The sequence below is a fragment of the Paenibacillus sp. MT124 genome (assembly GCF_058792755.1).
The window spans coordinates 1800914-1822320 of record NZ_CM179500.1 but is presented as its reverse complement, the minus strand read 5'-3'; the positions used below and the strand labels follow the sequence as shown (position 1 = coordinate 1822320).

The following is a 21407-nucleotide window of genomic DNA, read 5'->3' as shown; positions in this document are numbered from 1 at the left end:
ATGCAAGATGCAGAGCCGCGGCAGTGTCGCCTGGCGAACTCATCGGCTAGCTGTCAAACCAATCACAAAAACTGTTGGCTCTTATTCCGAGAGATTAAACATTCAATCAATAAACGTGATCCCCTTGGAAGTATCCCTCAATTTAGTCTAATGATCCAGCATTATGTTGATGGGCTACCTGGACGCTACGGTCTTCGTGGATAGGTAGCCGGCACAGTTCCGCATCGATCCAGACGGAGATCCGCTAGCTGCCGATCCCACACCTAGGCGCAGTGGGACCCAGATAGCTCGCAGGTCCTTTGTAATGTGATTTTTCATTATCGATTCAATACAAAAAAGCAGCTATCTTTTGGACAGCTGCTAATAAATATTATCTTACAAGCGAGAGTTAAAGAACGATTTTAGTACCCTTAATTTTGAGTTTTTTGTTGTGGCATTATTTCCTTTTTCATTTTGGCAATGGAGCAGATATTTCTTGATTGTGGTGTTTGTCACCTGTTACACATTGATAAGTTCATCCTTTAAACAAAAATCGTGAAACTCACTAAGAGTTCTTGTGTAACGATCAACAGTGTATGTAGAAATGTTTTTTAGTTCTCTATCCTCCATGAAATTTTTAACAGCAAATTTAAGCAAAAAAAAGACCACTCCCCAAAATGTAATCGATACATTTAGGAAGTGGCCTGTATGAGCTAAAAGCGTGTCTGTCCCTAACCACAATCTTTTTGAACCTTCACAAACCGCTCAGAAGCCCGGTGTACCGTTTCGAATCGGAGTAGCGGGATTTGAACCCACGACCTCACCCACCCCAAGGGTGCGCGCTACCAGGCTGCGCTATACCCCGAAATATCGCAAATTGAATTCGCGAATTATAGTGTAGTTCTTTTCATATCACCAAGTCGCTGAATCCCATTGTGGAATCCCCATCAACATATATCCAAATTATACCTTACGCTCGCTGCACCTGGCAATATATAACATTGGGTCTGCCTATGGGTTTCTTTTCAAACGCTACCGTCCAATTACATGGACCAATATTTCCAACCCTGGCTCCTAACTACGTCCATAGATCATATGTAATGCAAATGGGGTTAAGGAGAGCTGTTGAATCTGCTCCATTGTGAACCAAGCCGCACCCAATGAATCTTCCCCATCCGGTCCTTTCCTGATCTCACTTGCCTGCTTGTCAGACCCCAACTGCACATCATACAAAATGCCGATATGATAAAGCTCCTCAGGCATTCCCTGATACACCCAATGCACAATATTGGATTCCGCGGTCCGAATGGTCACCTGCACATCTGTAAGACCCGTTTCTTCTTCAATCTCGCGGTGCAGAGCGGTCTCCGGCTGTTCTCCGAATTCCAGCCTGCCACCAGGCAGATCCCAATGTCCTTTATACGCCCCACGTGCTTTATGAATTAACAATATCTTGTGACCCCATCGAATGAGACCATATACCCCCAGATGTGTATGTTGATTCATGGATGACTCCTTCTTTCATCTGTGAGGTATCTGCCTTGTTCCTCCAATTGTCGTATCCGCTTATTCATCTGATAAAACGATGGAGTGAAGATTAACCCCGTTATAATGACAACCACCCAGAGCATACTCAAAGGCTTCAGCTCCCTTTTCAGATTCATTTAGCATGCAAGGACAAACGAATATCCAGCTCACTTCCTTCGATCAACATGGCTGTTAACCCATGCTCCGAACCGGAACGATGGTTCTCACCGTCCATCCAGAATGCAGCTTCTCCAGCTTGGATAACTATACGTTCCCCCGTTCCCCCTTCAACCCAGCCTTCACCTTCAAGTACCAGAAACACCTGCTCCCCTACAGCCGGATGCATACCCAATTCTCCGCTGCCAGTGAGTTTGAGATAAGACACCTGGCAACCCGAGGTGTTTCGAAGTATTGGCATAATTTCTGCTCCGCTACTTCCAAAAGCGGTAACCGTTCGCGCATTTCCAGGTGCTACATGATAAATTCTCACTTGTTGTTTTCCTCCGCTAGGGTATCCACGTCCACCGCCAGGCGGATCATATCCACGCAGCGAATACCGTCCTCGATAATCTCTTCATCGTAATGTCTTACAAAATAGTCGCGATCAACTCCTATAATGCGAAAACCGCAGCGCTGATACAGCTTCAACTGATGAAAGCTTGAATTGCCTGTTCCGATCTCGACCGTTCGACAGCCCAGCCTGCCTGCTGCTTCAATTGCTTCCTTAATCATGTGCTTGCCGACCCCTTGCCCCTGTAATTCTTCCTGAACAGCAATATTAACAATCTCAACAGTCTCGGGCCGGGTCTTAAGCAAAACAAACTCGCCTACCATCTCGCCTTCATATTCGGCGATAAAACATAGACCACGACTTAAATATTCGTCTACTTTGGCTTTGGAGGGATCAGCCATTAGCAAAAGTTCATAGGGCTTCTCCTCTTCCCAATCCAGTATTCGGAACGTTAGTCTCATGCGGATCTCCACCTTTTCATCGTACAATATTCATTTACGGCCCGTTTGCAGAAGCCTATGTATCAGCTTAAACGCTAAATTTGGATGATTCTCGTCACACGTTGGCATTAGGATCAATAGCAAGATACATCTTGCCCTCTCTATTAATCCGGTCGTATCGAAACATCTTATAACTCTCTATTTACTATAAGTACGCTGCTCCATTCTGATTGGAATAATGGCGAACCATCATGCCGCTGGCTCTGCGCATTCCTTGCTTCTCATAGAAAGGCTGGTTTCGGTATCACATAACAGATCGATCATGTACAAACCCTGGAGCCTCTTCAGCATCCTCTCTGTTAGCGTTGTCCCAATCCCCTTGCCTTGGAACTCCGGCACCACTTCCAGCAATGGAATGTATGCACTAAGCACCCCATCCGAAATAGCTTGAATAAAGCCTATGACCTTCCCTGTCTCATCATCCACTGCAAGCTCGGCTCATACGATTGCTCCAACAGTCTCAAAAAAATCGCCTTCGACGGTGGATTGGGCCAGCCATCAAAAAAATGTTCGCTCAGTTGTTCCACGCCTATTCCGTCCAAATTCGATCGGTACGAGATTCTCATCGCCCACCTCTTCCTTCAAAAAAAGCAAACCTCATTATATCACAATATATGGATACGTATAGATGATACATTCTGTTCAAGTCACTAGTACGTTCTTACCCCTACCATGTACATGATTTTCTCTTATTAAGTTTCACTGTTTTTCCCCTGCGCTTAGATGCTCATGAATTAACTTCCATTCCCCATCAGGCCCGGTAGCAAACACATTCGTCGCTCGACCGTTCCCTGAAGCCGGTTTCTCTTCGTAGATACCTTCCCAATGATAGGTGTAGATGCAGACAGCCTGTGTCTCACTTACCGTAATCCAGGTGAGATCATTTGCTGCATATACTTCTTCTTTTACCATGTCCCAAGCCTGTTCAAAATAGGAACGAATGGCTTCCGTTGTGGTGCAGGAGGTGCCTGTAAACCAATAGACCGCATCTGCCGAAATCCATTTGCTCACCTCATCAAAATCGTGTGTATTCGTTGCGGCGATGTATCCCTCAAGCGCTTCTTGGTATCCCATTATGTCGTCCCCCTATGTCAGTCATTACTGCTTTCTATCTCAATACCGCATCGGTATACATCATAAACGTTTCTTGTAGTGTACGGTTTGTCGATTTTTCCCAGATCACACTACGTTCAAATGTACCTTCTTGAAAGAAGCGCGGGAATCGTTCTGCAAACCAATCCTGCATAGGCAGTTCAAGCGCCTGTTCCACCGGGATCCACAGCAATTCGCCTTCAGGCGGATCCTGCAATAATTCACCTTCAAATGAAGTGGCCAGATAATTAAAAACCATATACCGCAGTCCCTGCTCGGGATCACAAAACTCATCCAACCCCTTGTATGTAATCTCACGGACCACAAGTCCCGTTTCTTCCTCAACTTCCCTCATAGCCCCGTCCACGATGCTTTCCGGAAAATCCACCTTACCTCCAGGTGCAATGTATCCCGGGAATCCTTTGCGATCAGGTCTGTTCATCAATAAAACCTTGCCACTATGCTTGTCCCACACCATACACATCGTAAATATGTCAATTCTGGTATTCATCGTTATCCTCCTGAGCTGATCTCCCATGGTTGTACATTAACATTTCTGGTCATCCCTTGAATTTTCCTGCCTCTTCGCTAGGATAAAAAAACAAAAGCAAAACAGACCTCGAATTCATCTTCGAGGCCTGCTATTAAACCGTTATGATTCAGTCCATACTTGTAATCAACACTCTGCGTTCTTTCCACTCGGCACGACGATAAGCCTGAAGCAGGCCAAATTTGCGTATGCTTGCTTTGGGCACCGATTTGTAAGGCAGACCGACTGTGAATTCCTGAGTAAATGGAAAGTAGGAGAGTCCTACCTTTTCACCCGAGATCCATTCGGCGCGAATCGGTTGTCTTCCACAGGCATCGAAGGTGCAGCTGAGTCCCTCTGCAAAAAAATCATAGCGCGATGCAGGGGTTCCCGGCTCCTCCATACAGAGAAAAAGGCTTAGCTGATCACAGAATAACATGATCTCCAGGTCGCTTTGCAATCTGCGCTTGAGTTCATCTCCTCCGCCGAGCTGCTGCTGCCAATCCTCCTGAAAACGTTGTTCTTTGTTCAGATATTCCCTGATATCGTCATCATCGTTAGGGTTAGCACCCAGGGTGTTCTGAAATAGCTCCGTGTACATCATGCTGCACAATAGCCCGGCATACAGACTTTTTTCACGGACTTCGTCAATTCCTTTTTGGTAAAATACAAAACGCGGGCGTAACGGAAAATCCCGAAACGAATACGGGGACTGACTGTAATCATTCCAAAAAGGTGCGGAATCCAGCTCAATCCAGCCACGGTCGTGTTCTCTTGCTGCAAGTATAAGCTCCTCCCGGTGACGGGAATCAGCGAGCAATTCATCTTTCCAGTGGGAAGCCATCACGCCGGCTACTTGTCCATGCTCATGCTGTGCGGTCAAAACAAAATCATGCTCTCTCTCATATACGATCATTTGCTGTCACCCTTCCGCATGGTATACTTCGACTTTTACATATACTGGTATAAATTGTCCCATTATCTCTTCACTTTTTCTTCTTCACCCGGACGGCATAACAAATTTGCAAATGTAAAGGTGTTGTCAGTTGCCTGAAATTTGGTACACTAAAGATTGTGTCACTGATTACATTACATACAGAAAGCGGGATCTCATGAATTTATACTCTCCTTACATCGAGTTTAACCGCAAGGAATGGGCTGAACTGAAAGAACATCAGACCACCCTTCCACTGACGGAAGCCGAATTGGAACAACTAAAGGGATTGAACGAAGAAGTATCCATTCAGGAAGTGGAGGATATTTATTTACCACTTACCCACTTTATTGACTTATATGCAAGAGTTTCACGTGAATTGAATCAATTAACGGCTTCTTTTTTAAAAAAGGAACAATCTCCCGCTCCCTACATCATCGGAATTGGGGGCAGTGTTGCCGTGGGCAAAAGCACGGCAGCCCGTTTGCTCCAGGCCATGCTCGCCAGAGGTAAAAACAAACCCAAGGTTGACCTCGTTACGACCGACGGTTTTCTATATCCCAATGCCATTCTGGAAGAGAAAGGCATCATGAACCGGAAGGGATTCCCCGAAAGCTACGATATCAAGTCACTTATTCAGTTCATGGGCGATGTAAAATCGGGTAAACCTGAAGTAAAAGCGCCAGTGTATTCCCACCTTGCGTATGATGTCATTCAAGGAGAAGAGCAAACGATCTGTCAACCGGACATCCTGATTATTGAAGGCATTAACGTTCTGCAGGTGAAAAAGGAAACACCGCTGCTTGTCAGCGATTTTTTTGACTTTTCCATCTATATTGATGCAGAAGAGGAGCACATCCGTCATTGGTACATTGAACGTTTCAAGCTACTGCGCAGCACCGCATTTCAGAATGCAGATTCCTTCTTCCATGACCGCTTTGCCAACATTGGTGAAGAGGAAGCTGTACTGACGGCCAGTCAGATCTGGCAGGACATTAACGCCAAGAATCTGCACGAGAACATTTTGCCAACCAAGGGACGTGCCAGACTGATCCTAAGAAAAGAAGCCGACCACTCGATTCAGCACATTAAACTGCGCAAACTGTAATTGCTGTCAGCAAGCTGTACGGAAGATCAAACTACCCCTCTACTAAAGGAGACAATAGCCTATGCAAACCTTGGTTGTACTCGGTAGTATCATGATGTTTCTCGCCGTAGCTCTCGGAGCGTTCGGTGCTCACGCGCTCAAGCGAAAATTATCTGCGGACATGATCAAAATATACGAAACCGGAGTTCAGTATCACATTGCCCACGGTCTCGGATTGATCCTTCTGGGCCTGATTGCGGACCGCCTGGAACAGTCTTCGCTCATTATGGCAGCCGGATGGCTGCTGTTCGCAGGCATCCTTCTATTTTCTGGCAGCCTCTATGCACTGAGCATAACGGGTGTCCGCAAACTTGGTGCGATTACTCCGCTTGGCGGAGTCGCATTCCTTGCCGGATGGGTCATGGTCATCATTGCCGTTCTGTAATACAGAACGGATTGTAAACGAAAAAGAGTGTTCTAGCCGATGTAGATGATCGCTGGAGCACTCTTTGTTGTTTAATCTGTCCATATTCTGCGAATGGAAGGTGGCCCCTGCTCTCCTCGCTGCCGTTCCAGCACATACACATCTGGATTGGTTAGCAGCCTCCACTCTTCGTAACCAAAGGACCTTTGATAATGGCGAAGGAGCAGAGATAACATGTTGCCATGAGTTATAACAGCCGCAGATTGCTCCGGGCGACTCCAGCATTCCTCCAGCACTTCCATCCCACGTGCGGTCGCGATGCGTGACGACTCTCCGCCTTCTTCTGCGAAGTTCTCATCGGTATATGTCCGTTCCAGTACTTCCATCCAGTTCTCCAGATGACGCGTGCTGAGCACTCTTTCCTGAAGACGCTCATCGTTATGTATATGTTGAGATGCAGCTCTGGCGAGCGGTGCTGCCGTCTGGAGCGTTCTTTTCCACGGACTGGAGACAATGTAAGCTATGGAATGAACAGCAAGTTTCTCCGCCAAACGCTCTGCCTGACGAAGACCATCATCTGTAAGTTCTGCATTCGGCTCCTGTCCTGTTGCCTTGGCGTGTCGAATGAGGTAGATCGATTGCAGGATTCTCTCCTCCTCTGGTACAGCTCATCTGGACATCGTGTCAAGATACCGAAGAGCAGCCTTCATTTTCTCCTGATCCTCCAAATGTCCTCCTGAACTCAAAAATGTAACCTGCTCCTCCGGTCTCTCCCCATGCTGTTCCGTCAACTCAAGCAGTTGCTTCAGACGGTTGACCGTGCCTGTACTGCCATCAATAATCTGTACATGATCCGGAAGTACAGTCCGGAGAATGTCTGAATAGAACGGATAATGTGTACAACCAAGTACAACCGTACCGTATGAATCCAGATCCAGATCAGCCAGTTTCCGGCGAAAATACGCAGCACTTTTTTCCGGATCAAAATCCAGCTGTTCACACCATTCCACGAGTTCAGGCAGTGGCATGGAATCCACACTGTGATGGTCATCCACACGGGATACGAGTTCGTTATATTTGCTCTGACTCAAGGTTAGTGCCGTTGCAAATACGAGAACTCTCCTCCCGCTTTCACGGTTCATCTCTACAGCCGGCTTCACCGCAGGCTCCATTCCGATGACCGGGATATCATACCTGGCACGCAAATCCTTTACCGCCAGACTTGTCGCCGTGTTGCAAGCAACCACGATTGCTTTTACATGTTCCCGCACGATCGCTTCCGCGCAATCAAAGACATGCCCTCTTACTTCATCGGCCGATTTGGTTCCGTAGGGGACATGAAGCGTATCTGCATAATACAAAAATTGTTCTTCAGGCAGCTGCTGTAAAGCTTCATGCAGGACGGTTAAACCGCCGATGCCCGAGTCAAAAAATGCAATTTTCTTATTCAAGGGTTTCACCTCTATAACGTATTCTTTTGGGTACCAGGTCCAGGAACCTGTATTTCCTGCTCATGATGACTGGAGGTGAGGATTGTTCTAGAGAACTAATATTCTTCATTCATTTTATACTGTCTAAGCCAGTCTTTGCCACTGTTCCACTCGTTCACGGAATTCTGCTCCCCGAGCAGCTCCGTACTTGCCTGAGCCATAATCCATTCCCTTAGGCCGTTATCGGAGCTGGACTCAAGTTTCTGTAAAAGAACACGCAGCCCTTCCTCACCCGTATTCAGGATCAGTCCATACGCCTCCGGGCTGCCTGTAATATAATCGTTAGGATTACTGCTGCTCACGATTGCAGATTCACTAACCATTTCCTGCAGGCTGTGCTCAATCACCCCTGATATACTCTGTTCTTCGGTCTGGACCGAGCACCCTCCCACCACAAATACAATACTCAGGGATACCAGGCTACGTACCAAATGTTTACGTATCATCGGACCACGCCTTTCAACAAAAGTTTAACGAAACAGGGAGCTGCCATTCATTTCCCAGTACCGCTGCTCCTCTGGCACCCGATCCAGGAAATCCACATAGGATCCAACCCAGCCCTGAGGCATGTAATGTTCGAAAGACGCCGGCTCGGGAAACATGGAGCAAAACTGCCTATGGTCAAAATCCACAAGGAATGACGGTACAAACTTCAACCACTCGTCACCTTCTTGATGCTGCTTCCTAAATTGATAGAGACGGTCTCGCAGCTCTGCGGCGGTTACTCGCTCATCCTGAATAGCCTGCAGGAATGCTGCAGCGGTTTCCTCGTTCAGTATTTCAATGCCGAACCGTTCCTCCATCTCCACATTCAAAAACCAGTACTCCCGCTCAGTTACATACCAGCAAAACGTTCCACGAAACTGGACTCCCGCAATGGTATTCTGCGCATATTCAGGCTCTGTCTTCATAATTATACTCCTCCCGGTAAATACGGATATGAGCTTCAATGACATGTTGCAGATCCTTTTGTACATATATCCGAATCACCGGGTTCACCCTCTATGACGAAGTCGTAATGCTGAAATCCATGCCGTATTGGTACAGTCCCAGTTTGCGGGCCACCTGCTGCGAGGAAAGATTGTCCCAGGATGTACTGTAGAGAGGAATGCGTCCGCTCTCTTGCACGTGGTACTGCCAGCATTTGACCGCCTCCACCCCATATCCATGTCCTCTGTAGGCAGGAACTGTATGCAAGCTCGCTTCTGCGCCCAGCTCCGAAGTTCGGGCAGAGCAGCATACGGCTACGGCGGAAGCTCCAATAACATAAGCGACTACAGGTGCTTTCGCATGCAAGCGTCCGATGAGATCGTGAAAATGCTCTTCCAGCAAAAACGTATGATGGTGGTCAATAAGCTGCACATATGAATGCCACTCATCCCATTTCTCCCGGAAGACAAATGCAGGCCCCATCCATAGATTCTTGACGGGCTTATAAGCCTCGATCGTCCCTAGCAGCTTCGGAATGTCAAGCGGAAGCTTCGCTTCAGTCGCCAGCAGATCCGTAAGGTTTGGCGGCAGGTCCTCATGATAATAAGGTAGAAGGCCAGCAGAAATCATGCCAATAAACAAGGCAGGCGCACGCCCGCCTTCCGGTTCGTTAATACCAGTCAGACGCTGCTGCATGTTCATCGTATATAAGGTCTGTGCCTGTATTTTCATCAAGTCAGACGGTTCAATATTGAGTAGGCGATCCATATTATTTAACCAGCCTTAGTAATAACCGCTCGCCTTCACTTCGTTTATGAACGGACTTTTCCAGAAACTCGGGCAGTTGCCGCAATTCAGCCGGACGATATCCGGGCCCGCAGCCACAACTATGGTAGGTGAATCCGTGGCGATAAAGAATCGCTACCTTCTTCCATTGCTTCAGATCGCTTTGCTTCGGTGCTCTAAAATCTTTTCCCAGGCTAACCATGGGTGCCGCACACTGCGGGCATTTAAATTCAAGCCTTTCATACACTTCAGGAGCGAGATCATGTCTCGATATTTGCTTAAATGATTTGCGGCAGTCGAAACAGGCATACGTATCTTTGTATGGTCCTGACATGGCATATCTGCACAAAGAACTGCACCTCCCTCATTAATTTCCATTATACGGTATATTCCAAGGAGAAACGAATGCTAACTGATAATTCCTAATGAAGAGCATACTGAACTGAATTTCTGTATCCATCATTCACCAGTAATACATTCATCCTGTCTTACCGCCAGCTTCCAGGCTTCACCGAGCTCCTTCACGGATGCATAGCGACGGGCCCGATCAGGATCCACTGCTCGAATTACAACCTGATATAAGGCTTCTCCAGCGTTCCACTTGGCATATGAACGATCCTTCTCTCCACCAAGCAGTACAAACGCCGTTGCACCCATGTTGAATACATTGGTTACTCCATCGATGGGTGCACCGAATTCAAACTCCTCGGGAGACATGAAGCGGGATGAGCCCCACATGCGTCCCATGGAATTGGTAAACGAACCCTTCTGATACAGATCGATATCACAAATCTTGATCTTATTTTGTTCAAAATCGTAGATCAGACTGCCATCGTAAAAATCAACAGCTACATACCCTTTTCGTTCCACCTCAATATGAAAATTCAAGATCTGCTCCATCGCCTGAATCTGCGTCTTAATAGGGCGTTGTCTGAAACGATAATACGGTGAACGCGGATCTTCATATTTCGCTGGAGCCGGAAAATACCACTGGGAATGCAGACATTCTCCATCCACCCAATCAAATACACAGACATAACCCTGTTCCGTTGCAAAATGATCTCTTAGTCGAATCAAAGCGTCATGCTTCAAATCCTCGTAGACTGAAACAGAAGATCTCAAACTACGGATGGCTTCCGGCGGACTATTAAGTATACTCGCATGAATGGTACGTGCTCCCGCATATTTAACAAAGAGCCTTGTACCGTCCTCCTGTATCATACCAAAGGACAGATTGCCGGAATCCTGCTGATCAAATACGCGAAATACCTTGCCCAAGGGCCGTAACCATTCGAAAGAATGGGGCTCTTGTAATACAAAGGCATTACCGTCCACTTCAAGATGAACCGTATCTGTCATATGGACCTCACAGATGGATAAACATATGTCATATGGGCTTCATCATACCCTTGTCCCTCAACTTCAAGAGCATAATTCTCTATGCCATACGTTTCGAATCCGTATTTTTCGTATAACTGTCTGGCTGATTCATTCGTTGTAACCACACTCAGGTTAATTTGCCTGATGCCCTCCAGTGTCTCTCCCCGCTTCAATACTTCTCGGAGCAACCTTGAAGCAAGCCCATGCCCTCGATATTGCGGAGCCACGTACACTCCCCAGATGAATCCCTTGTGCCTGAGTTTGAGGCCGTATTCTCTCTTGAAACCCATCATTCCAACCAGTGTTCCTTCTGCTGTATAGGCTCCAAGGATGTAATCACCGGGCTCATTATGTATGCGATCCTGCACTTCATTCATTGGAAGCTGAACAGACAACTCGTATGATGCTCCGAAGGATTCCGGATGATTTTTCAGCGCCTCCAGACGCAAAGACCAGTATTGATCCACTTCATCGCGCCGAATATTGCGGATATTGAATCTGCTCTGCTTGATATCTTCGCTCATTCTTCGATCACTCCTTGCATCTCGTAAGGATAGTCGATCTGCTGCTTCACATTCTCGGCTGCCTCCCGTCCGGCAAGCAATCCAAGTACGTAAATTCCGAGATCAATCGACGTGGCGACACCGCCGGCCGTAATGACATTTCCGTCCTTGACAATCCGGGTCTGGATGACCTCGTCTGCGTACGGCTGCAGTAGATCATACACATTAGGGTGAGTCGTAGCCTTCTTACCAGAGAGAAAACCTGCCGCACCGAGCAGCAAAGAGCCCGTGCATACCGACACCTTCATCGGAACCTTCTCTGCCTGTTTCAGCCATCCTACGAATGCTTCATCAAACCGAAGCTTTCGCGTACCCATGCCACCAGGAACAAAAACCATATCGTACTCACCCAAGTCCGGCTTCACTCGATCCACTTGGAGCGTTAATCCGGATTCGTCCGTGACCTGATCGGTCATCGCACAAGTTTCCCATGTACTGCCCTTGGTTGGTTCAAAGAAATTCAGCCGATTGATCACATCATAAAATCCTGCAAAATCAAGAAAGGTTAAACCATCAAACAAAACAAAAGCAATTTTCAACGTGAAAACCTCCCATGTTTTTATTTCGACGCGTCTCGTTCCATCGCTTCCTTCACCCAATCACGATGACTTCGAACAAGCTCAAGCCCTCCTGACTTAAATTTATTATGTCTGCCCTATTTCAGACCACGTGCAATAATCCACTCCAACCACTTCCACGGAAGCAGCGTTTTGCCAACAATGAGCACACGAGATCCTTTGCCGAGTGCATAGCGGAGCCGGGGTGCACGCATCCGTGCAATGCGGGCGATCAGGTCGGCCACTTCCTGCGGATCAGGCGCAGTCTGGCCCGCATGTGCAGAATAACGAAGCACCGCATCCAGTTTTTCTTTATAAGGGGAGTTATCATTGCGGTGAATTTCACCCAGCCCTTTATTCCATATGGGTGTGCGATAAGCTCCCGGCTCAACCAGGACTACCTTTACGCCAAACGAAGCCATTTCATGCCGAAGACTTTCGGTGAAACCCTCCACGGCAAATTTGGAAGCAGCATAAGGCGCGTAGCCCGGGAACCCCGACAAACCGCTGACACTGGAGAGGTTGATGATGAGTCCCCGCTTCTGTTCACGCATGACCGGAAGAACCGCACGCGTCATTGCAATCAGACCGAAGAGATTCGTCTCCATTTGCCGCCGCCAATCGTCCATGGTTACTTCCTCAATGAAACCACCGACCGCAAACCCAGCATTGTTCACCAGCATGTCAATTCGCCCATACATCTGAAGCACAGCCGCCACAGCAGCCTGTACCGAATCCGAATCCGTCACATCCAGACGCATATAATGCATTCGATCCGCAATGCCTGCTTGTTCTGCCAGCTGGACTAATTCTTCATTCCGGCTCAGATCGCGCATGGTTGCGGCAACCCGGTATCCCTGCTTGGCAAGCGTAATCGCAGTAAGCATGCCGAACCCACTCGAGGTTCCCGTAATTAATGCTACTGGTGCAGTCTCATCCTTAGTGTTCTGTACCATCTCCCCGTCCACCTTCCTCCATTGAATCGATCAGCTTCTCCCTTTCTATCATTACAAGACTGAACATGGCTTAATATCCGCTTCACTCAAGTCCAAGCTCAAGCACGTTGCCTCTCCACTCTGCGCAGCTTGGTCATTCCCGGTTCGAATGTGTAGGGAACATAATCCGTCTGCGGCACAGTGCACTCAAACCGATCTCCCAGTTTCAGGAGTTGACGCTGCACCTCGCCTTTCACCCATTCGAGATCACCACCACCTCCGCCAAGGCGAAGAGCAATTTCCAGTGATCCGTCTCTACGCTGAACAACCCGGTAGTGCTCCAAATCCGGAGAAGCGGCTATAACTGCGCGGGTGATGAAGTCCGGAAATACAGGTACCTCCTCACCGGTATGGTGATGTGAAAAATAAAGCGTGTCATCACAGCGACCTTCGATCCGTTCAATGGCGGTAAAGGGTGAGCCGCAGTCACATGGGAATGCCGCCTCGGTTAGAATGTCATTCAGCCGATACCGGATTATCGGCTGTGATGTTCTGGAGAAGTCCGTAATAATGGGAACAAATCGCCGGGAAACGGAATCAATAAACTCCTTTTCAATATGGACAATATCTTCATTCAAATGCAGTGTACCAAGACGGCAGGTCGCACCCAGAAATCCCTCTGTACATTGGTAGACTTGATGAATCGTTTGACCAAAGACGCGCTCCAGCACCTTGCGATCGAGTGGATCCAACACTTCGGCGACAGAGATGATTTTCTCGGGAGTCGCAGTCAACGAACCCACTTGATAAGCATCGGCCAGCATTCTCAGCATGGATGGAGGAGCTACCCACACGGTGGGACGATACTCTTCCATACGCTCGACCAAGGTATGCACGGGTTTCAGCAGATCAAAATATTGAAATTGCAGCTTGCCCCGCTGCACCGATTCATACAGGTTACTGTTAGCCCGCAGGAAAAAAGCAATCTTGACAGGCTTCCACAGCCCACCAGGCAGCAGTTTGGCCAGCACAGTCCCCGTCCAGGCGTCCTGCTCCCGCTCACTCACAAGAAATAATCCCCGGTTCCCCGATGTCCCAGAGGAAAGACCAACCGTAATGCCTTGAACAGACGGTTTAAAATCACGTGTGTCTTCACTTTCTCCGGCAAGGGTCATGGCTTCGTTCTTCGAAATCCCGACCGTGTTGAGCTGGTCGAAATGCTGCATCATGATCTTTTTATCGATTATCGGAAAGCTCCTCCAGGCGGATGCTTCAGCATCTCCCCACCACTCTCGGTAAAACGGAGACTGTACACGAATTCGCCCGATATGCCGAAGGATCTTACGTTCCTGCCAGTGTTCAAGCTCCTTACGTGATCTCCATTTTCGCAGTCCACGTGCCAATGCATAATGATAAACAATTCGCATGGTACTCATATGTAATTCCCTCCCGTCCCCCACGCATTCAGCGCTTCCAGACAGTGGCTGGGTACAATCCGAATCTCGGGAAACTGCTGATGCAGCCGCACGAGTTTGTCGAAATTCATTCTGTATTCGGATCGATCCGACATGATGATGCCTGCGAGCACATGTGGTCTGCGTTGTTCACGGAAGGCCCGGCTGGACCACACCGCATCCGCGCACAGGAAGTATTCCTGTTCCCCCGTGCTGAGCAGGATGCCCATCATGCCTTCTGCGTGACCGGATACCTCTACACCAAGCAGGCTGCCATCACCGAAAAGATCGTATACCTCAGCAAAAGGGAAGTCGTCTCCCGCCTTCGTCCATCGCTCTGATTGTCTCATCACGGGCAAAGAACGGTCTGCAAAATCTCCCGGCAAAAGTCCGGATAAGAACCCGGATTTCACTGCTGCAACCGGGCCGAGTGATCGCACGGCCTCATACGCTTGGGGCAGATAGATGAACTGTGCCTCGGGGAAGTCACGCACCCCCGCGATATGGTCACCATGAAAATGGGAGAGAATAATGTAACGAATATCCGATGCTTTTAACCCTAACCGAGCAAGGAATTGTACCGCACTGTCCTCTTCACGATACACCACAGGCGTAATATGGCGATACAGCGCATTGGGCAGATGTGCCGTCTCCTTAAAGAAACGGGAGCTGTACCCCGTGTCCAGCAGCATCGGACCATGCACGGGATGAATAATACAGGCAAAGCCAGCAGGAAAGGGCACTGGTCGTAAACTTCCGCCCCGAATTGTCAGAAACTCCGGGTGGGTACAGAAGCCTGCCGCCCCCAGATGAAGTTCTACCTTCGTTGTTGTCAGCATGATTCTGCCCTCCACCAATCTGCAAACTGCTGTAGGCCTTCTTCAATGGTTACTCGCGGTGTATATCCTATCCGCTCTCGGGCGTCATGAATATTCAGCGTTTGCGGAATGGCTAACGAACCCACGGTGTATCTGGTTAGCTGCGGTTCGCCCAGCTTAGGCAGGAGACGATGCACACTCTCCAGCAGCAATGCTGCTCCATAAGCAGCCCTGTAGGGAATATTTCGGGGATGCAGCGGCATACCCAGTAATTCAAACAGATGACTCACCAGTTCGTGGAACGGCCTCGGATCGCCATTGGAAATATTGTATGCCCTCCCCAGCGCTTCAGATGGCGCACTCCAGCATAACAGCAGCGCATCCACGACATTATCCACACAGGTGAGATCAATGACAGCCTGACCGCCCCCAATCATGGGCACACCTGATTTACGGTTAGCTGCGACGATTCTGGGGAAAAGCGTCTGATCATGCGGACCGAAGATGGCTCTCGGGCGAATCATGATGGAAGGAAGTCCGTTTGCATGGGCCTCAAGCACCACTTGCTCCGCCATTCTTTTGGTCGCTGCATAATGATTCGCTGGTTTGGCTGGCATGGGATCATCCTCATGAATGTCATATCGGGGTATATAATTAAAATACACGCTGGGCGTTGAGACATGAATGAATCGCTGTACACCCGCTCTCCTGCAAACATCGACCAAATGCTGCGTCGCTTTCACATTGCTGCTGTAAAAGTCCTGGTATCTGCCCCAAGGCGATGATAGCGCCGCACAGTGAAAGACGGCATCCTGATTGGTACATGCCTCAGCTGCTACTGACTTGTCACGCAGGTCACCTTGATAAAATTGAATTCCTTCGGCTTCCAGCTGAATACCGTATTCTTTTTTTCGGCCCATGCCCGTCACTCTCCAGCCCTGCTCTGCGAGCCTTAGCGCCAGATGTCTGCCCAAACAACCTGTTGCTCCTGTAACCAATGCTCTATTCATGGTTGTTCACCGTTCCATTCTATGTCGTGAGTCAATGCTTCAGTCAGAGATAGCTTGTACTTGCGTGCAAGACGCCAGGCGGACAGGACCACGGCCGCTTGTTCCAGCATGGGGCGTCTATCATTCTGCAGGTGTACGACATCTCTTGCACCTCGCCAGGCTGCCATCCATGCTCGCCACTGATCCGGTCGTCCAATCTGCTGCAATCCGCTGCCCAGCATCGGCAGCATGAGCATGGCCCTGCTGTGCTGCTTGGGAGTTATCAGGATACCTTCCTTCACCAGCGCTTCAGGCGTAACGATGGCACGTACCAATTCATCCCCCGGGTAGAAGAGATGGATTCCACTCGTAGCCCTGGGATTACACTCAATTGCAACCACCCGTCCCTCCGGTCCTTCAATAAAATCAAATCCAATCTGACCGCTAAATCCGGTAGCCTCTATAAATTGCTGAACCCACTTATATGTACCCTCGTGCTCCACGTGTTCGAAATAGACACTGGCTCCCACGCTGCCTGTGCGATAGCGGCTGTCATACGTGGTATGAGCCACCATGTTCCCTTCATGAGCAACGCTGTATGTGCACAATGCTCGCCCAGAAACGTAAGCCTGAGCTACCCAGGGGAGGGCTGATGATATTTCTGCCTCACCTGGAGGAACCTTCCGTGAACCAGGCATACGAACTCTGGCTGCAAATCGGGAATACACCGGCTTCCATACCCACTTCCCTTCCGTGTCCAGAACAGATTGGGTTTGAATCCATTCTTCCCGGCTGGTAATCAGACGCGTATCCGGTACAGCAAGGCCCATGGATTGTGCAAGCTGGATAAAATGAAACTTGTGATGCAGCTTATGCAGCTGCTCCAGTGGAGAAACAAGGACATGGCAATATGGACGCAATCTCTCTGCTCCCTGCGCAATATAGAACACTTCTTCACACATTGGAAGCAGCAGGTCGATTTGCGATGCTTGAATAATCCGTTCGAGCTCAGACAGATATGCCGCTGTTTCATGACGCGGGGATGGTACAACATAGCTTTGCTCCACTGCACCGGACAATCTGCATAGATGACGTGATGCACTCTCCGCAACATACACACGATAACCTGCGCGCTTGAGCATGCGTGCCAGATCTAGTGTAACGGGAGCACGCCCCCCAGTGAGTAATACACTTCGGATTGCAGCAGCATCATCGGATTCTCTGAATCTAGTAATCAAAAATAAGTCCTCCCAATGACAATCCAGCGGCCGTTCCAATCAGGAGCACCCGATCACCTCGCCGGATACGCTGCTGTCTGATCGCCTCATGCAATCCCATGGGAATGGATGCGGCAATGGTATTCCCATGGTTTCGTGTAATGTCCATAAAGCGGTCTTCGGGAATATTTAATTTTTTGCGAATTAATCTCATGGCCATGGCACTGCCCTGATGCGGAATGACCAGCTTAAAATCTTCCATCCGGTTTCCGGAGGTCTTCAGCATATCGTCCATGAATCCGGGAAGAAGCCTGGAAGCCATCCGGAAGATCGCCTGCCCATCCATATGAAAAAGGTATGGCTCCGGCTGATCAGCCATATAATTCGAGGCATGCAGCCGTGTTCCCCCACCCGCTATTTCCGAGAATCTCGCCCCTCGGCTGTACGTCTTCAGGGAAGCATGCACAATCTGGGAAGATTGCCCTTCTTCGGAACGTTCGATAATGACCGCAGCGGCTCCATCGCCAAAGAGGGCCGCACTCTCCTTATCCGACCAATTCAAACCAGCAGAAGCGATCTCCGTTGCTACGAGCAGTACCCGGCGATAACGACCCGCATCCACCATATAGGACATAACGTCCAGACCGTTTAGAAAACTCAGACAGGTTGCATCCATATCAAATGCCGGTATACCTGATTCCTGCTCTCCCATGGCCAGTTGAATGAATACTGCAGTGCTTGGCAAAGGCTGCTCCTTCGTACCGCTGGTGCACACTAGACAGTCGATATCGGCAAATTGCAGTCCTGCGTCGGCAAGCGCAGCTTCTGCAGCTCTCGCCCCCATGAACGAAGATGTTTCCTGACCGGAAGCATAATGGCGAACACCTACGCCTGTGGCTTTGGAGACCCAGCCTGCCGGCATATTCAAGCGGATATCCAGCTCCTCGTCCGTTACTTTCCGCTCCGGCAGATACTTACCCGTTCCGGCAATTCTCACTCTTCTAAGTTGCATTTCCCCAACCTCTTTCTGTTTCATCTGACTGATTCAAATGACTTTTACACTGTGCCAGAGATCTCGAAACGTCAGCGGACCCGAATCTCCAGAACATACAGCAGAAGGGCAGATCATCTGCCCTTCCGAATGAAACGTTGTATTCAATATGGTTATTCAGTATCCACACTATTTCAGGATCTCATCAAGTGCGGTATCGAGTGTATCGTATACAAATGTGAACCCTTCCTGCTCCATCCGCTCTGGGATAACCCAGCGGCTTTTGAGGACCAGCTCCGTTTCGGTCCGGATAAATCGCGCGCCCACTTCAAGCAGCCAGCGAGGGGAAGGGAGCCCAATGCGGACGCCCATATGACGTCTCAGGCTCTCCATCAGTTGGCGATTGGTAACCGGATGCGGAGACGAAGCATTAAACACCCCTTCAAGTGCTGGGTGCTGCTGAAGATAAAGAACCATGCGAAACAAATCTTCAATATGAATCCAGCTGAACTGCTGTGTTCCGGGTCCCTGTGACCCGCCCAAGCCAAAACGCACCAGATTCGTGAGCGGCTCCATGACGCCGCCTTTGCCCAGCACAATCGCAATTCGCAAGGCAATCTGGCGGGTAGAAGGCAGACTGAATTCGAAGAAAGCCTGTTCCCACGCCTTGGCAACATCCACCGAGAATCCGGAGCCAATCTCACCTTCTTTTTCTGTCATGGGGCGGTCTTCTGCATGTCTGTAGATCGTGGCCGTACTTGAATTGATCCATAGTTCAGGCGGATGTTCACATTCAAGGATAGACTCGCCAAGAATACGTGTCGTGCTGGTCCTGGATTCTAGGATAACTCTGCGATTCTCGTCGGTGTAACGACAGTTTACAGATTTTCCGGCCAGATTAATCAACATTTCGGCACCTTCAAGTGCTTGCCTGATACCATCGGAGTCCTCCCAGGCAATATGACCTGGCTGACGTGAGATGATGAGCACCTCATATCCAAGTTTCTTGAATCTTTGTGCAAAATCCTGACCGACAAATCCCGTACCTCCGGCCAATACAACCTTCTTCACGTGATCCCCTCATTTCCATAAGCGATAAGACAATCCCTCATATATGGATAAACACGGTTACTGCACGTTTCGTTCGATGTTATCTGGCACCCATGGCTGCATAAAGCCGATCCCGCTCTTGAATAGCCCAGGTGTTTGACGGATTCTGCTCCAGCTGATAACGGAGTTCATCATAGAAATCATGAATCATGAATCCTTCAGGCAGTGTCCCAAGCATGCTTGCAAAATCATACTCCGGCAGGGCTCTCTGTCCTTCCCCAACCTGCTTCAGCCAGGCCATCCACGAGGCAAGATCAAGCACGTCTTCCTGCCACAGTTCTGCCTGTAATCCCAGGGCATCCTGAAGTTGCTCATAGGCAGCCGGATCAGGGAACTGGCGACAGGCCTTAACAGCCAGATCATACAGTTCCATTAGAGCAGGCCGAACTTCATGCTTGACTTCCATGTCCAAGCCTTCCGTGAAATTCTCAACCCGGATGCTCAAGCCGTCATCATATAATAAAGGTGCTTGTGCAAGCAGGCGTACAATTTCTTCCATTTCATTTCTTGAAATCTTCTTTTGCTCATAGAGAGCAGGTAACATATAAGTGGTAATCGTCATTCACTCCTACATCGTTCTTCTATTAATGACGTATATTATAACATGATTTGGCTGAGTATCCTTGAATTCACTTGAACAACGACAAAAAGCAGTCAAGCCGGAATCCATTCTGCTCAACTGCTTTTTGCACATATATGTTCTGAGATTCAGAACCTCGTGAAACTTTTAAATGTGAATAGAGAAGATTAACTCTACATAAAAGCCTTGACCACCGCAAAATACTCACGGATCATGTTGATCGGTTTCAGGTATCCCGGAGACGGGGCCGAAATGCCGTATTCGGCAGCGTAGCCATTTTTGGCAGCCAAGTACTTGGAGCGGAACATATGGTAGTCACTGGTGACAATCATGATCTCGGGGTGCTCCAGCCCCGCTTCGTCTATGATTTTTTTGGAAAAGGCCATATTCTCCTGCGTGCTGGTTGACTTGTCTTCCATAATAACCTGGGCTGGCGTAATTCCCTGGTCCACAAGATAGTTTTTCATGGCGAGTGCTTCAGGGATCGACTCCCCTGGCCCCTGGCCTCCGGATACAATAACCGGCGTCTGCGGATGGTTGCGGATATAGTCCAGACTGGCATCCAGCCGCTGCTTCAGCGTCAGTGATAACTCTGTGCCTTTGATGCCTGACCCCAGGATAATGACATAATCCGCCTGCTCCGGATCATTCGCATTCAGCTGTGTAAATACCAGTGCTTCAATAATGACAAAGGAAACCGCGCCAATACCGAACACTGTCAACAAAATGCGCTTAAGCACCACGTGCTTCTGGTAGTCAATCCGTCGAAGTATGATAAAAGCCACCGTAAGCAGTCCAAACAACATCACCGCGAAATTTCGGCCCCAGAATATCAGAAAAACGATAAAACAGGCCACCAGAATAAGATCAATGATCAGGCCTTTATCTTGAATAAACTTTTTCATTAACCGGGTAACACTCCTTCTTAAACCTGCACCGCTCGCTCTCTACGGATCCCATAACCAGGCTGTTGTATGCCAAATAAACAAATGATATGAATGTTCGTTACGACCCAAATCTGCTA

27 protein-coding genes and 1 tRNA gene are annotated in these 21407 nt (G+C 48.8%); 2 read left to right on the top strand and 26 right to left on the bottom strand.

Annotated features, from left to right (window positions below; translation table 11 throughout):
• Window positions 1–770: 770 nt before the first annotated feature.
• The 8 genes from AC3RCI_RS08600 to AC3RCI_RS08565 all read right to left on the bottom strand — a co-directional run bounded on the left by AC3RCI_RS08600 (window position 771) and on the right by AC3RCI_RS08565 (window position 5054).
• Window positions 771–844, bottom strand: a tRNA-Pro gene (locus AC3RCI_RS08600).
• A 209-nt stretch (window positions 845–1053) separates the two neighbouring features.
• Window positions 1054–1485, bottom strand: a complete 432-nt coding sequence (locus AC3RCI_RS08595; protein WP_492528649.1) for an NUDIX domain-containing protein — start codon at window positions 1483–1485, stop codon at window positions 1054–1056.
• A gap of 154 nt (window positions 1486–1639) precedes the next feature.
• Complete coding sequence (locus tag AC3RCI_RS08590) at window positions 1640–1996, bottom strand: cupin domain-containing protein (protein ID WP_492528647.1); 357 nt, start codon at window positions 1994–1996, stop codon at window positions 1640–1642.
• Window positions 1993–2478, bottom strand: coding sequence for a GNAT family N-acetyltransferase (locus AC3RCI_RS08585; protein ID WP_336779332.1), 486 nt, complete (start codon window positions 2476–2478; stop codon window positions 1993–1995). Before AC3RCI_RS08585 ends, AC3RCI_RS08590 begins: the two co-directional genes overlap by 4 nt.
• Before the next feature lie 228 nt (window positions 2479–2706).
• Window positions 2707–2943, bottom strand: coding sequence for a GNAT family N-acetyltransferase (locus tag AC3RCI_RS08580; RefSeq protein ID WP_492528645.1), 237 nt, complete (start codon window positions 2941–2943; stop codon window positions 2707–2709).
• 273 nt (window positions 2944–3216) lie between these two features.
• Window positions 3217–3591, bottom strand: a complete 375-nt coding sequence (locus AC3RCI_RS08575) for a YybH family protein (protein WP_492528643.1) — start codon at window positions 3589–3591, stop codon at window positions 3217–3219.
• 34 nt (window positions 3592–3625) lie between these two features.
• Complete coding sequence (locus tag AC3RCI_RS08570) at window positions 3626–4120, bottom strand: 8-oxo-dGTP diphosphatase (RefSeq protein WP_492528641.1); 495 nt, start codon at window positions 4118–4120, stop codon at window positions 3626–3628.
• A 148-nt stretch (window positions 4121–4268) separates the two neighbouring features.
• Entirely contained in the window at window positions 4269–5054 is a 786-nt protein-coding gene (locus AC3RCI_RS08565; RefSeq protein ID WP_492528639.1) for a DUF3891 family protein, read from the bottom strand.
• A 196-nt stretch (window positions 5055–5250) separates the two neighbouring features.
• On the opposite strand from AC3RCI_RS08565, the gene coaA reads away from it, so the two are divergent.
• Window positions 5251–6180, top strand: a complete 930-nt coding sequence (gene coaA / locus AC3RCI_RS08560; RefSeq protein WP_492528637.1) for a type I pantothenate kinase — start codon at window positions 5251–5253, stop codon at window positions 6178–6180.
• 61 nt (window positions 6181–6241) lie between these two features.
• Window positions 6242–6604, top strand: coding sequence for a DUF423 domain-containing protein (locus tag AC3RCI_RS08555; protein WP_110821130.1), 363 nt, complete (start codon window positions 6242–6244; stop codon window positions 6602–6604).
• A gap of 71 nt (window positions 6605–6675) precedes the next feature.
• Here the strand turns inward: AC3RCI_RS08555 and AC3RCI_RS08550 are convergent, their stop codons facing one another.
• The 18 genes from AC3RCI_RS08550 to AC3RCI_RS08465 form a co-directional block, all read right to left on the bottom strand.
• Complete coding sequence (locus AC3RCI_RS08550; protein ID WP_492529848.1) at window positions 6676–7209, bottom strand: histidine phosphatase family protein; 534 nt, start codon at window positions 7207–7209, stop codon at window positions 6676–6678.
• Window positions 7210–7251: 42 nt separating this feature from the next.
• Window positions 7252–8034, bottom strand: coding sequence for a glutamate racemase (murI, locus tag AC3RCI_RS08545; protein ID WP_336779328.1), 783 nt, complete (start codon window positions 8032–8034; stop codon window positions 7252–7254).
• A 95-nt stretch (window positions 8035–8129) separates the two neighbouring features.
• Window positions 8130–8519, bottom strand: coding sequence for a hypothetical protein (locus tag AC3RCI_RS08540; RefSeq protein ID WP_492528635.1), 390 nt, complete (start codon window positions 8517–8519; stop codon window positions 8130–8132).
• Between the two features lie 24 nt (window positions 8520–8543).
• The gene (locus tag AC3RCI_RS08535; RefSeq protein WP_492528633.1) at window positions 8544–8984 is read right to left on the bottom strand and encodes a hypothetical protein; all 441 of its coding nucleotides are present in this window, start codon (window positions 8982–8984) and stop codon (window positions 8544–8546) included.
• A gap of 91 nt (window positions 8985–9075) precedes the next feature.
• A complete protein-coding gene (locus tag AC3RCI_RS08530) occupies window positions 9076–9771 on the bottom strand; it encodes a GNAT family N-acetyltransferase (protein WP_492528631.1) in 696 nt (231 codons plus the stop codon).
• 1 nt (window position 9772) lies between these two features.
• Window positions 9773–10138 carry a hypothetical protein gene (locus AC3RCI_RS08525; protein WP_492528629.1) on the bottom strand — a complete coding sequence of 122 codons (366 nt, stop codon included), beginning with the start codon at window positions 10136–10138 and terminating at the stop codon, window positions 9773–9775.
• 110 nt (window positions 10139–10248) lie between these two features.
• Complete coding sequence (locus AC3RCI_RS08520) at window positions 10249–11148, bottom strand: serine/threonine-protein kinase (protein WP_336779323.1); 900 nt, start codon at window positions 11146–11148, stop codon at window positions 10249–10251.
• On the bottom strand, window positions 11145–11693 hold the full coding sequence (locus AC3RCI_RS08515; RefSeq protein ID WP_492528627.1) for a GNAT family N-acetyltransferase: 549 nt from the start codon (window positions 11691–11693) through the stop codon (window positions 11145–11147). Before AC3RCI_RS08515 ends, AC3RCI_RS08520 begins: the two co-directional genes overlap by 4 nt.
• Window positions 11690–12271, bottom strand: a complete 582-nt coding sequence (locus AC3RCI_RS08510; RefSeq protein WP_154895855.1) for a DJ-1/PfpI family protein — start codon at window positions 12269–12271, stop codon at window positions 11690–11692. Before AC3RCI_RS08510 ends, AC3RCI_RS08515 begins: the two co-directional genes overlap by 4 nt.
• A 116-nt stretch (window positions 12272–12387) precedes the next feature.
• Window positions 12388–13245 carry an SDR family oxidoreductase gene (locus tag AC3RCI_RS08505; protein WP_492528625.1) on the bottom strand — a complete coding sequence of 286 codons (858 nt, stop codon included), beginning with the start codon at window positions 13243–13245 and terminating at the stop codon, window positions 12388–12390.
• Window positions 13246–13343: 98 nt separating this feature from the next.
• Window positions 13344–14660, bottom strand: coding sequence for a F390 synthetase-related protein (locus tag AC3RCI_RS08500; protein WP_492528623.1), 1317 nt, complete (start codon window positions 14658–14660; stop codon window positions 13344–13346).
• Window positions 14657–15517, bottom strand: coding sequence for an MBL fold metallo-hydrolase (locus AC3RCI_RS08495; protein WP_492528621.1), 861 nt, complete (start codon window positions 15515–15517; stop codon window positions 14657–14659). The genes AC3RCI_RS08500 and AC3RCI_RS08495 overlap by 4 nt, the downstream gene beginning before the upstream one ends.
• Window positions 15511–16506 carry an NAD-dependent epimerase/dehydratase family protein gene (locus AC3RCI_RS08490; protein WP_492528619.1) on the bottom strand — a complete coding sequence of 332 codons (996 nt, stop codon included), beginning with the start codon at window positions 16504–16506 and terminating at the stop codon, window positions 15511–15513. The genes AC3RCI_RS08495 and AC3RCI_RS08490 overlap by 7 nt, the downstream gene beginning before the upstream one ends.
• Complete coding sequence (locus AC3RCI_RS08485; protein WP_492528617.1) at window positions 16503–17723, bottom strand: ATP-grasp domain-containing protein; 1221 nt, start codon at window positions 17721–17723, stop codon at window positions 16503–16505. The genes AC3RCI_RS08490 and AC3RCI_RS08485 overlap by 4 nt, the downstream gene beginning before the upstream one ends.
• A complete protein-coding gene (locus tag AC3RCI_RS08480) occupies window positions 17713–18714 on the bottom strand; it encodes a beta-ketoacyl-ACP synthase III (protein ID WP_492528615.1) in 1002 nt (333 codons plus the stop codon). The genes AC3RCI_RS08485 and AC3RCI_RS08480 overlap by 11 nt, the downstream gene beginning before the upstream one ends.
• A gap of 168 nt (window positions 18715–18882) precedes the next feature.
• Window positions 18883–19764, bottom strand: a complete 882-nt coding sequence (locus tag AC3RCI_RS08475) for a TIGR01777 family oxidoreductase (protein WP_492528613.1) — start codon at window positions 19762–19764, stop codon at window positions 18883–18885.
• Window positions 19765–19843: 79 nt separating this feature from the next.
• A complete protein-coding gene (locus AC3RCI_RS08470; RefSeq protein WP_492528611.1) occupies window positions 19844–20365 on the bottom strand; it encodes a hypothetical protein in 522 nt (173 codons plus the stop codon).
• A 191-nt stretch (window positions 20366–20556) separates the two neighbouring features.
• Window positions 20557–21288: a YdcF family protein gene (locus tag AC3RCI_RS08465; RefSeq protein ID WP_492528609.1), complete on the bottom strand. Its 732-nt coding sequence runs from the start codon at window positions 21286–21288 to the stop codon at window positions 20557–20559.
• Window positions 21289–21407 lie beyond the last annotated feature (119 nt).